Here is a 12,150-nt window from a genome sequence, read left to right as displayed (position 1 = left end):
CCTGCTTCAATATATGTTACTCCAAAATCATCAAGTGTCTTTGCAATGTTAAGTTTATCTTCAATAGAAAAGTTGATGCCTTCGCTCTGGGCACCGTCTCTTAATGTCGAATCAAATATTTCAATTCTTTTTGCAAATTTTTCTTCCATTATATATTATCCTGTAATTTATTAAGTCCATCGATATAAGCCAAAATTGCAGCCTCTAAGACGTCAGTAGAAACGCCTCTGCCTGTTGCAGTGTTTCCATTAAGGCTAAGTTTTGCAGATGCTTCACCCAAAGCGTCTTCGCCTTCGCTAATAGACCGTATAGAGAAGTCAAACAAAATAATATCTTTTCCTATCGCTGAGTTGATAGCTTTAAAAGCACCGTCAACTGGACCATTTCCTGTTTGGGTGCCGGTCTTTTCACCTTCAGGAGTGTTGATTATTATACTAGCTGTAGCAGCATCGCTTTTTGAACTGGTAACAGAAAAATCTACCAGAGAATATCTTGCGTTTATCGTCTTTTTGTTGCCAGCCATCAATGCTTCTATATCTTTGTCAGATACATATTTTTTCTTGTCCGCTAGATCCTTAAACTTGGCAAAATAAATCTCTAACTGGTCTTTGTCAAGCTCATATCCAGCTGATTTCAGATGTTCTACAAAAGCATGTCTTCCGCTGTGTTTTCCTAAGATGATTTTGTTTTGAGGAACGCCCACATCTTCAGGCGACATAATCTCGTATGTCAAAGGATTAGCCAAAACAGCATGCTGATGAATTCCGCTTTCGTGTGCAAAAGCGTTTGCGCCCACTATTGGCTTGGTAGGAGCTACGGGCACTCCCGTTATTGTTGATATAAGACGGGAAGCACGATATATTTCTTTGGTATTTATATTGGTGTAAGCATTATAAAAACTTTGTCTAGTTTTAAGTGCCATAATCACTTCTTCTAGACTGGTGTTTCCAGCGCGCTCGCCAATACCGTTTATGGTGCATTCTATCTGTGTTGCACCGCCTAAGACCATTGCAAGTGAATTGGCACATGCAAGTCCTAGGTCATTATGGTTGTGCGCGGAAACATCGACCTTTTCTATTCCGTCAATATTTTTTATCAAATATTCGGTTAGTTCTTTCATTTCTTGGGGAGTAGAGTATCCCACAGTATCAGGCACATTAATTACGGTAGCGCCGTTTTTTATCGCTACATTAAAAGCTTTGACCAAGAAATCTTTGTCGCTTCTTGCAGCATCTTCCGCAGAAAACTCAATATCGCTTACCAAAGTTTTGGCATATTTTACTGATTCTGCGATTCTTTCCAAAACTTGTTCAGGCGACATTTTTAGTTTGTACTGCATATGCAAAGGCGAAGTAGCCAAAAAGACATGTATTCTAGGTGCTGCGGCATTTTTTAAAGCATTATATGAAGCATCTATATCGCCTTTTACGCACCTGCTCAAAGAAGCAACCGAACAATTTTTGATTGTTTCAGCTATTGCTTTAACTGATTTGAAATCGCCTTCGGACGAAACAGCAAAACCTGCTTCAATTATATCCACGCCTAATTTTTCAAGCTGCAAAGCAACTTCAATCTTTTCATTAAGATGCATACTGCAGCCAGGGGATTGCTCGCCGTCTCTTAAAGTGGTATCAAAGATTTTTATTCGTTTCATATTTTTTTCCTACAAACATTAAAACTTCTTTTTAAATACTGCACCGTTTGATGCGCTTGTAACAAGTTCTGCATACCGCTGCAAATATCCAGATAATTCTACGATCTTAGGACGCCATTTTTTAGCACGATTTGCCAACTCTTTTGAATTGACTTTGAGTTCAAGCTTGCCTTTTGGTATATCAATTTCTATAATATCGCCTTCTTGTATCAAAGCGATTTTGCCGCCAACAGCAGCTTCAGGGCAAATATGACCAATAGCAGCTCCTCTTGTAGCACCGCTAAATCTTCCGTCTGTAATAAGAGCGACATCTTTGTCTAGTCCCATTCCTGCAAGAGATGCGGTAGGAGATAGCATTTCTCTCATTCCAGGACCGCCTTTGGGACCTTCATATCTTATTACAACGACATCGCCTTTTTGAATAAGTCCGTTCAAAATGGCATTTGAAGCTTCTTCTTCGCTGTCAAAAACTCTTGCTTTTCCTGAATGAACCATCATTTCGGGTGCAACAGCGGATTTTTTAACGACACAGCCTTCTTCGGCGATATTACCACGCAATACAGCAATTCCGCCTGTAGGAGAATAAGCGTTTTCTATTTTATGAATTACTTCGGGATTTTTTATTTCTGCGTCTTTGTAGCTTTTTTCCAAAGTTTGGCCAGTTACAGTTATAGCATTGCCTCTTATCAATGGACCTTTCTTTAATGTAACCTTAGATAGCTCATTAAGTACTGCCATAACTCCGCCTGCATGATAAAGGTCTTCAATAGAAGTATCTGATGCGGGCATAAGCTTGCAAAGGTTAGGTGTAACTGCGCTTACGCTTTCGACAGTTTCTAGATTAAAGTTAACATTGCATTCGTTTGCAATAGCGGTCAGGTGAAGAACTGTGTTAGTAGAACAACCAAGAGCCATATCAAGTGCCAAAGCATTATTGAATGCATCTTCATTCATAATACGGCGGGGTGTCAAATTGTCTTCAACCAGCTTAACAATTTGTTCGCCTGTCTTTTTGGCTAGTCTCAATCTTTCAGAATAAACCGCGGGAATAGTTCCGTTTCCAGGCAAAGCCATTCCAAGTGCTTCAGTAACGCAATTCATGCTGTTAGCAGTAAACATTCCGGCACATGAGCCGCAAGACGCACAGGCATTATTTTCAATTTCACTAAGTTCTTGCAAAGACATTTTGCCCGCCTTAAGCGCGCCTACGCCTTCAAAAACAGAGGTCAAAGACAGCTTTTTGCCTTTTGATGTATATCCAGGCAGCATTGCGCCGCCGCTTATAACTATGGTAGGGATATTAACTCTTGCTGCGCCCATAAGCATTCCAGGCACAATTTTGTCGCAATTAGGGATCAAAACCATACCGTCAAAAGCATGGGCAAAAGCCATAGTTTCAACAGAATCTGCTATGAGTTCGCGTGAAGGCAGAGAATATTTCATACCATTGTGACCCATAGAAATACCGTCGCATACACCTATGCTAGGTACTACAAACGGTGTTCCGCCTGCAGAGTATATGCCTGCCTTTACTGCTTCAGCAATTGTATTTAGATGAGTATGTCCAGGAACAATATCGCTTTGTGCACAAACTATCGCAATCAACGGTTTTTCTAATTCGGAGTCCGTAACTCCCAAAGCCTTGAATAAGCTTCTTTGAGGTGCTTTTTCAACACCTGTTGCTATGTTTTTACCCATTTATCTCCTCCTCGTTAGCGTCTTTGAACTGCTTTATGCTATTAAAACCGCGTTGCAGGGCAGTAAGTCCTGTACGTGCCATTTCAATAATTCCGTATTCAGAAATAACTTGCAAGAATCCGTCTATCTTATTGCTTTCGCCTGTTAATTCTATAATCATAGACTTAGGAGACAAATCGACAGCTTTTGCTTTATACATTCTTATGGTTGATTCTATTTCTGTACGCTTATCAGCAGGAGCGTTTATTTTGACAAGCAAGAGTTCGCGATTAACCGACTTTTCTGGTTTTAATTGAGCTACATGTATTACATCAATCAGTTTATCAAGCTGTTTTGTAATCTGTTCTAGAACATAATCATCGCCGTTGACTACTATGGTCATGCGTGAATATTTGCGGTCTTCTGTAAAAGCAACGGATAAACTTTCTATATTATATCCGCGCTTAGAAAACAGTCCCGCTACTCTATTAAGTACGCCAGCTTTGTTAGAAACCAATGCCGTTAATATATGTTGATTTTCTCCCATAATTAATCTCCCATTTCCATAATGATGTCAGCAGCACTCTTGCCCGAGGGTATCATCGGCAATACATTGTCGTCTATTCCTATCTTGCAGTTTACTATTACAGGTTTTTGGCATGTTATTGCAAGCTTGACTTTTTGGTCTATTTCATCATTATCATTGATTTCAAGATAATCTGCACCAAAAGCCTTGGCAAGATATTCATAATTGGTAGGGCGGTTTAGCGTGGTGTTAGAAAAATGGCGTTGATAGAACAGCTTTTGCCATTGTCTTACCATACCTAAGGTGTTGTTGTTAAAAACAAAAACTGCAATAGGCAATTTTTGAACAACTGCTGTAACCACTTCATTAAAGTTCATGTGGAAAGAACCGTCGCCAGTAACCAAAACTACTCTTTTTTTGGAGGCAATAGCTGCACCTATCGCAGCGCCCATTCCAAATCCCATTGTTCCCAATCCGCCGCTTGTTACAAATGTGCGGGGCTGTTCAAAAGAGCAGGTTTGAGCCGTCCACATCTGATGCTGTCCTACATCGGTAGCTATAATTTGGTCATTAGGTGTTTGACGGCTAATGCTTCGCAATATTTCTCTGGGACTGACGCTGTGTGTAGTTTCTTTCAAAACTTTGGTCTTTTTTAGCTCTTGACAGCGTTCAATCCATTCGGGTTTTTTGCTTTCATTTATATAGGGCAATATAGTGTTAAGAACAGTTTTTATATCTCCAACTATATGCGCCGAAGTTTTTACATTTTTGTTTATTTCAGCATTGTCTATATCAATATGAACGACTTTGCCTTTTACAAACTTGACTCTGTCGCTTGCCACTCTGTCTGAAAATCTAGCGCCAATGGCTATTAGGGTATCACATTCTTGAGAGGTAAAAGCTACATTGGCATGACCGTGCATACCAATCATACCCAGATAAAGAGGATGCGAAGCAGGGAAACCTCCCAACCCCATCATAGAACATGCGACAGGAGCATCGATTTTTTGTGCAAATTCTAATACTTCTTTTGAAGCCTCACTAGAAATGCTTCCGCCCCCAAGATAAATAAGCGGCTTTTTGCTTGAGTTGATAATGTCTATTGCAGACTGACATTTTTTGAAATCAGGGACGCGGTGGGTTACTTGTCTTACAGGAATAGGTTCCCATTCACATTCCGCCTGCTGAATATTTTTAGGAATATCAATCAAGACAGGACCAGGGCGTCCGCTTTTTGCAATATAAAATGCGTCAGAAATAATTTTTCCTAGTTCATTTATGTCTTTGACTATATAATTATGTTTGGTAATAGGGATAGTAACTCCAGCAATGTCAACTTCTTGAAAACTGTCTCTGCCAAGGAGCGACAATGCTACGTTGCCTGTTATAGCGACTAGGGGTACTGAGTCCATATAAGCATTGGCAATTCCAGTTACAAGGTTAGTAGCGCCCGGACCGCTGGTGGCAATAACCACACCGACCTTTCCGCTTATTCTTGCGTAAGCGTCTGCAGCATGACAAGCACCTTGCTCATGGCAGGTTACGACCTGCTTGATTTTGTCCTGAACAAAATACAATTCATCAAAAATGTCCAATACAGAACCGCCAGGGTAACAAAAAACGGTATCGACACCTTCATTAATCAAACTTTCTGTTACAATCTTTGCACCTTTTAACTTCATTGTTAAACTCCAATTATAAAAAAACGCCTCAAGAAAAAAACTTCTTGAGGCGACTAGTTAGTCACGGTACCACTCAAATTCATTTTGAATAAATTGCTTTATTCAAAATCTCATTGTCACTCTATAACGGGAGTTATCCGTTCGCATCTACTAAAGTCAATTAAAACTTTTTTGGGCGAAAGACTCGCGGATGAGTTCGGCTAAACCTATGCTTACTGTCTTGCACCAAAATGACAGCTCTCTGTAAAGTCATAAAAGAATAGCTTACTTGTTCCGGTCACTGTCCAAATATAATTAACAATTATCATAGCATATATACACTATTTTTGTCAATAGATAATTATATTAATTTTATGATTTAATGCGTTAAAATGTTAAATTTTTTTATAAATATTAAAAATAGCGGGATTTCCCGCCTTTTTTAAATAATTTAAGTAACAAGTTAAATTAATTCTTTTCTGCCAATCAATTCGTCAATTGAAATATCAAAGACATCAGCCAATCTCCAAAGGGGAGACATAGTAGGCTCAATCTTGCCTTTTTCCCATTCACTTACACATTGCTGTGTAACACCAACCTGACTAGCAAGTTTTTGTTGACTAAGCTTGCGCTCTTTTCTAAGAGTTCTTAGATTTTTTGCAAACGCTTTTTCCATAAATCACCCTTTCTCCATAAGTAAAAATTTTTCGTTATTGATAACTCAAACGAATTAACGCTAAGATTATAGCACAACGACTTACAACTGTAAAGGTATTAATAATCATTTTTGCAAATTTGTTACCATTATGATACAAATTTAGCAATTTTTCAACTAAGTTTATCAAAAAATATAGTTATTGATATAAATTTTAATAAAATGTAAAAAATATGTAAAAAAAATGTAAAAATAGCCCACAAAAGTGAACTATTTTACATTTTATTATAACATACGTCTTGCATGTATAAATCTTTCTTGCCAACCAGACGAAAATTCCTGAATACGCACTCCACCTGTTCCCCAAGTATGTAGGATTTTGTTGTCGCCTATATAAATCACAACATGGCCTATACGTTCTATTCCTGTATTATATCGTCTAGCAGAACTCCACATAAATATAAGGTCTCCGCGTTTTAGTTCTGATTTATTAACCAGCATACCGTATTTGCTTTGGCTTCTCGAATCGCCTTGAAGTTTTATGCCAGCGCCTTTATAAAAAGCGTATTGGACAAAAGACGAACAGTCAAAGGTCTTTCCGGTAAAGTTAGGATTGAGATTCCCGCTGTAATTTAGTATTCTGGTTGCACCAAATTCATAAGGTGTGCCCAAAACGCTCATACCAGTTTCAATTATTTTGTCAATTATTGCGTTAACTTTTTCAGGATCATAAACTCTAGTCAAATCTTTTGAAGCACTTATATAAGCCTCTTGACCATTGTATAATACTTTGTACCATTGGTCGGAAATTTTTTCTACCAAAGAAACAGTCTGCCATTTTTCAAGTTTTCCCAAAACTTCAGAACCAGTTGAAGCTTGTGCTCTTATATTGACCGTAGTCAATGCTTCTACTTCAAGTCCTGTTACAAGGGTGCTTTGTGCATTTTGCCATGCAACTTCTTGGATATAGCTTTTATTAGCTGACACATATGCTATGTCATTGTTATAAAAAACCTTATACCAAGAGTCATTGACTTTTTCAATTACGGGTATTGTGTCCCATTCTGACAATTGACCTATGATTGCGGATGAAGCCGAAGCTTGCGCTCTGATATTAAGATTGGTTTTGCTTTGAACTTTATATCCCGCCAAAATCAGTTTGCTAACATTATCTTGTATGACTTCGTTAGAAGTTTGATTTTGATTATCATTTTCAATTTGGTCAGAGTTTTTATTCTCATCATTTTCTTGCTGATTAATATCTTGATCGTTTTCAATTTGGGGTATATCAGACATTATATCATCTATGTTGTCATCATTTTTGCAGCCATAAAACAGGTTGATAGAAAATGCTGTAATACAGCATAAAAATATAATTATTAACTTTTTCATATATTATATCCCTCACTTCGCATATATAATAAATGAAAAATTGTATATAAGTCAATGCAAAGATTTTTCCATCAAAGGAAAGAAAAGACAAAGGTAATGGTTATAAAAGCCTAAAAGAATGAATAATTTTGGTAAGAAAACTTTATTATATAGGTAAGCAAGCAGATAGAGTCTAAGACTTTAGTTTGGTGTTTTAAAGGAGATATTTTATGGCAAAAAAATTTGATTTGGTTTTGGTGATACTCTGTATCATTCCTTTTGGCTTTGATAAGCTATATAAAGGAAGTATTTTGATGTTCTTGATAAAGTTCTTTTTACATTTTATTGGTATTGGATTTGTTTGGTGGCTGTTTGACGTAATTTGTGCATTAACTGGAAATTACAGAGTAAATCCTTTTAAATAAAAAAGTGATATTGTATATCAGTGGAAAAATTAATCAGATTATAAATGTATTTAGAATAAAGATTTTTTAGTTAAAAAGGACGGTCATTTTAAACCGTCCTTTTTAGTCAATATTTTTCAATAATTCAGATTTTATATAACCAATCAAATACATCGGGTGCACTGCCGTGTTGAATATCGGTAAGGCTCTTGTAAGCATCCATTGTGATTTTTCCGGTGGTCTTGCCGTCGCCGATATAATAATCTTTACCTTTATAACCGATAACTCCCACAGGGGAAACTACGGCGGCGGTACCAGTTCCAAAGCACTCTGTAACTTCGCCTGAAGCTATGCCTTGAACTATTTCTTCTATTTCTATAAGTCTTTCGGTTACTTTGTAGCCTTTATATCTCAATAATTCGATTATAGACATTCTAGTAACACCGGGCAAAATGCTGCCTTCTAGAGAGGGCGTAATAACTTCACCGTTTTTTACAAAAAAGATATTCATGCTGCCGACTTCTTCGACATATTTTTTGTGTTGCGCATCCAGCCACAGCACTTGGTCATAGCCAGCTTTTTCTGCTTTGTCGCTTGCTTTCAAGCTAGCGGCATAATTTCCTATAAACTTATAATGACCTGTTCCGCCTTTTGCAGCTCTTACATAAAAATCTTCAACCAGCAATTTTACAGGAGACAGACCGTTGGCATAATATGCGCCCACAGGAGACATTATTATAAAGAAAATATAATTGGATGCAGTGTGAACACCTAGAGCGGGATCACATGCAAATATGACAGGGCGGATATACAAGGATTCGCCTTCGCCAGTAGGTATCCAGTCTTGATCAAGTTTGACTAATTCTACAAGGGCTTGAAACATTTTTTGCTCGTCAATTGGAGGAATCATCATACGGTCATTGGAAGAGTTCATTCTTTTGAAATTTTCCAAAGGTCTGAACATCACAATCTGACCGTCTTTGTTTTTGTAAGCCTTCATTCCTTCAAAAACGCCTTGACCATAATGGAATATAGAAGATGCCGGATCTAGCATAAACGGCTGATAAGGCTGAATTCTTTCATTGTGCCAACCTTCTTGTGCAGAATATTCGGCTACAAACATGTGGTCTGTAAACACTGTTCCAAATTTGATTTTGCCAGTAGGTTTTGGCTTTGGACTTTGTGTTTTGATGATTTTCATTTTTCTATATACCTTCTTTTATAATTATATCCGATAGATCGCGATTAAGAGCGTTTTTCAAATTTTCTACAAACTTTTGAAACAAGGCTTGCTTAATTTTTAAATAGACTTTTACATCCTCGCCCCAAATTTTGTCAGTAATTTCTATTCCTTCACTGTTAAGAAGATATTCTATTTTCTTTAGGTCAGAATAGTTAACTTTTATACTAAAACATACTTTGGGACTTATTGTAATTATTGAAGCCTGGTCTAAAACTTCTGATGCAGCTTTTGAATAAGCTCTGACCAGTCCGCCTGCGCCTAGCTTGATTCCGCCAAAATATCTTACAACGGCAACCAAAATCAGCCTTAAATTTTTTTGTTTTATAACTTCGAGGATAGGTTTGCCCGCAGTGCCTTGCGGTTCACCGTCATCCGAAAAACGCATATTGTTGCCCAAATCATCAGCAACGCATCCATAACAAATATGCGTGCTGTCCCAATATGTTTTTTTAAGTTCGCCTAATATTTTTGAAGCGTGTTCCCAATTTTCAACAGGATAGGCTATTGAAATAAAGCGCGACTTATTGATAACTAATTGGGCTTGAGTAACTTTTTCTATGGTTAGATAATCAACCATTCACAATAACCTTGATATGCACCTTTTTGCCCTTATGCAATATAAATTCGTTTGAAGTTGTATATTGCGATAGTGTATCATTAATAGAAGCAATCTTAGTATTGTCAATGCTTACTCCGCCGCCTTCAATTAAGCGTCTTGCTTCACTTTTTGAAGATGCAACTTTTGCCGCTACTATTACATCTATTACAGAGGTGTCGCCATTAGCGTTTATGCTCTCGCAAGGCATTTGTCCTGATGCTCCGCTGAAAGCTGCTTGAGCCATTTCTCTTGCAAGGTTGGCCTCTTCTTCACCGTGAACTAGCTTGGTAACTTCATAAGCAAGACGTTCTTTTGCCTTATTAATGCGTTCATCTTGGTATTTTGTAAGTTCGTCTATTTCTTGCAAATCCAAGAAAGTCAACAGACATAGACATTCTCTGACTTTTTGGTCTTCTACATTTCTGAAATATTGATAAAATTCATAAGGTGTGGTTTTATTTTTGTCCAGCCACAAAGCGCCTTTAGCTGTTTTGCCCATTTTCTTGCCTTCTGAGGTTTCAAGCAAAGTGAAAGTCATGCAGAAAGCATCTTTTTGTTCCTTTCTTCTTATAAGATCTGCGCCTGCAAGCATGTTGGACCATTGGTCATTGCCGCCTAATTGAAGTGAACAACCGTATTTTTGGTTAAGCACCAAAAAGTCATAAGCCTGCATGGGCATATAGTTGAATTCAAGGAAAGTCAAACCAGTTTCCATGCGGATTTTGAAGCATTCGGCTGTCAACATCTTGTTGACAGAAAAATGCACGCCAATATCTCTTATAAAATCCACATAATTTAGATTTAGCAGCCAGTCGGCATTATTAACCAAAATAGCAGGGTTTTCGCCTTCAAAGTTAATAAAGCGTTTCATTTGATTTTTAAAAGCATCGGCGTTGTGTTGTATAGTTTCGGGAGTCATCATTTTTCTTAGGTCTGATCTTCCGGAAGGATCGCCGATCATTGCAGTGCCTCCGCCGATTAATGCAATAGGCTTGTGTCCTGCTCTTTGCATGTGCGCCATAGCCATAATAGGAATATAATGCCCTATATGCAGACTGTCTGCAGTAGGGTCAAATCCGATATAAAAAGTAGTAGGTTCGCTGCCTAATTTTTTATATAAATCGTCCTCAAAAACTACTTGTTTTATAAAGCCCCTTTCTCTCAAGGTATCCATTATATTTTTTGTGCTCATAGTATTTCCTTTTTATCTTTTTATAGTTTTTTTATCTCGTCTTGAAATAATTCTCCCAAAGCCTTAATTCCTTTGTCGATCTGTTGGGGCGTGGCATTAGAAAAGTTCAATCTCAATGTGTTATGACCGCTGTTATCGGGATAAAATACATTGCCATAAACATAAGCCGCTTTTTTTTCTATTGCCTTAGGGAATAATTCATACGTGTCTATTTGAGCGTCAAACTCTCCCCAGATAAACATACCGCCTTCAACTTTAGTAAAAGAAAATTCTTTGGGCATATATTTATTTAATGCCTGTTCCATAAACTCTTTTTTTGCTTTGTATATGGGACGGGCTTTTTCAATCTGATTTTTTATCAGACCGCGAGTCAAAAATTCTTTGACTATTGCTTGGCTTAGGTGTGAAGTGTGAATATCCGCGCCTTGTTTGCATATTTCCATACGGCGTATGATTTCAGCATCGGCTACTACAAGTCCTATTCTTAGACCAGGCGAAATAATTTTGGAAAAACTGGTTATAAATATGATATTGTCTTCGCCCACGCTTTTTATGCTTGGAACATCTTCGCCTTCAAACCTTAACTTGCTGTATGGATCATCTTCTAAAACTATTACATTATATTTTTTGGTAATACGTGCTATATCTCTCCGCTTTGAAAGCGGATAAGTTTTTCCAGTGGGATTGGAAAAAGTCGGAACAAGATAAATAAGTTTAGGTGAATATTGTTTGATTTTTTGTTCAAGATCTTGTGTGTCTATTCCGTCTTTATCTGAGTTTACGCCTATTATATTAATTTCGTACGCAGCCGCAATCTGCAAAAAAGCCAAATACGTAGGGGATTCCACCAAAACAGTGTCGCCTTTATTCAAGAAAACCCTGCACGCAAGGTCCAAAGCCTGCTGACCGCCGCTTACGACCATAATTTCTTCTGTCTGTGCGTTTTGGATTCCAAAAGTTTTTACATAATCTTTTAAAAGTTCACGTAAAGTGAACATCCCTTGAGTTACACCGTACTGCAAAACATTGCTTGCTTTGCTGCTTGATAATATCTCTTGAGTGATTTCTTCAACTTCATTTACAGGCAGGCATTCATTGGAAGGCTTCCCTGGTTGATAGTTTATCAAGTAGATTAATTTTTGTTAAAGTTTTCAAAAGGTAATCAACGA

Annotated in this window: 12 protein-coding genes and 1 other annotated feature; of the genes, 1 reads left to right on the top strand and 11 read right to left on the bottom strand. The window is 37.6% G+C overall.

Features of this window, described 5'->3' with window-relative positions; translation table 11 throughout:
• From VIL26_01950 to VIL26_01920, 7 genes are all read right to left on the bottom strand, one after another.
• Window positions 1-149, bottom strand: a 149-nt coding sequence (locus VIL26_01950) for a hypothetical protein (protein ID HEY8389707.1), incomplete at its 3' end; no start/stop codon positions are given.
• Window positions 149-1,654 carry a 2-isopropylmalate synthase gene (locus VIL26_01945; GenBank protein ID HEY8389706.1) on the bottom strand — a complete coding sequence of 502 codons (1,506 nt, stop codon included), beginning with the start codon at window positions 1,652-1,654 and terminating at the stop codon, window positions 149-151. The genes VIL26_01950 and VIL26_01945, both read right to left, overlap by 1 nt.
• Window positions 1,655-1,672: 18 nt before the next feature.
• Window positions 1,673-3,352, bottom strand: a complete 1,680-nt coding sequence (gene ilvD, locus VIL26_01940; GenBank protein ID HEY8389705.1) for a dihydroxy-acid dehydratase — start codon at window positions 3,350-3,352, stop codon at window positions 1,673-1,675.
• Window positions 3,345-3,878 (bottom strand): acetolactate synthase small subunit, encoded by a 534-nt coding sequence (gene ilvN / locus VIL26_01935; GenBank protein ID HEY8389704.1) that lies wholly within the window; start codon window positions 3,876-3,878, stop codon window positions 3,345-3,347. Before ilvN ends, ilvD begins: the two co-directional genes overlap by 8 nt.
• A gap of 2 nt (window positions 3,879-3,880) precedes the next feature.
• Window positions 3,881-5,539, bottom strand: coding sequence for a biosynthetic-type acetolactate synthase large subunit (ilvB, locus tag VIL26_01930; protein HEY8389703.1), 1,659 nt, complete (start codon window positions 5,537-5,539; stop codon window positions 3,881-3,883).
• A 42-nt stretch (window positions 5,540-5,581) separates the two neighbouring features.
• Window positions 5,582-5,829: a binding site (T-box leader), on the bottom strand.
• Between the two features lie 152 nt (window positions 5,830-5,981).
• Window positions 5,982-6,194, bottom strand: a complete 213-nt coding sequence (locus VIL26_01925) for a helix-turn-helix transcriptional regulator (protein HEY8389702.1) — start codon at window positions 6,192-6,194, stop codon at window positions 5,982-5,984.
• Between the two features lie 264 nt (window positions 6,195-6,458).
• Window positions 6,459-7,565, bottom strand: a complete 1,107-nt coding sequence (locus VIL26_01920) for an SH3 domain-containing C40 family peptidase (GenBank protein HEY8389701.1) — start codon at window positions 7,563-7,565, stop codon at window positions 6,459-6,461.
• 209 nt (window positions 7,566-7,774) lie between these two features.
• Between VIL26_01920 and VIL26_01915 the strand changes: the two genes are divergently transcribed.
• The gene (locus VIL26_01915) at window positions 7,775-7,969 is read left to right on the top strand and encodes a hypothetical protein (protein HEY8389700.1); all 195 of its coding nucleotides are present in this window, start codon (window positions 7,775-7,777) and stop codon (window positions 7,967-7,969) included.
• Window positions 7,970-8,093: 124 nt separating this feature from the next.
• On the opposite strand, the gene VIL26_01910 is transcribed toward VIL26_01915, so the two are convergent.
• Genes VIL26_01910 through VIL26_01895 form a run of 4 tightly spaced genes read right to left on the bottom strand, consistent with a single transcriptional unit; the run spans window position 8,094 to window position 12,108 of the window.
• Window positions 8,094-9,149: a branched-chain amino acid aminotransferase gene (locus tag VIL26_01910; GenBank protein ID HEY8389699.1), complete on the bottom strand. Its 1,056-nt coding sequence runs from the start codon at window positions 9,147-9,149 to the stop codon at window positions 8,094-8,096.
• Between the two features lie 4 nt (window positions 9,150-9,153).
• Entirely contained in the window at window positions 9,154-9,768 is a 615-nt protein-coding gene (locus VIL26_01905; GenBank protein ID HEY8389698.1) for a YigZ family protein, read from the bottom strand.
• Window positions 9,761-10,981: a tyrosine--tRNA ligase gene (gene tyrS / locus VIL26_01900; protein ID HEY8389697.1), complete on the bottom strand. Its 1,221-nt coding sequence runs from the start codon at window positions 10,979-10,981 to the stop codon at window positions 9,761-9,763. The genes VIL26_01905 and tyrS overlap by 8 nt, the downstream gene beginning before the upstream one ends.
• Window positions 10,982-11,001: 20 nt before the next feature.
• Window positions 11,002-12,108, bottom strand: a complete 1,107-nt coding sequence (locus VIL26_01895) for a PLP-dependent aminotransferase family protein (GenBank protein ID HEY8389696.1) — start codon at window positions 12,106-12,108, stop codon at window positions 11,002-11,004.
• Window positions 12,109-12,150 lie beyond the last annotated feature (42 nt).

Source organism: Clostridia bacterium (assembly GCA_036562685.1).
Classification (GTDB): Bacteria; Bacillota; Clostridia; order Christensenellales; family DUVY01; genus DUVY01.
The sequence above is the reverse complement of the archived record's forward strand: the minus strand, read 5'-3'. Positions and strand labels throughout refer to the sequence as shown.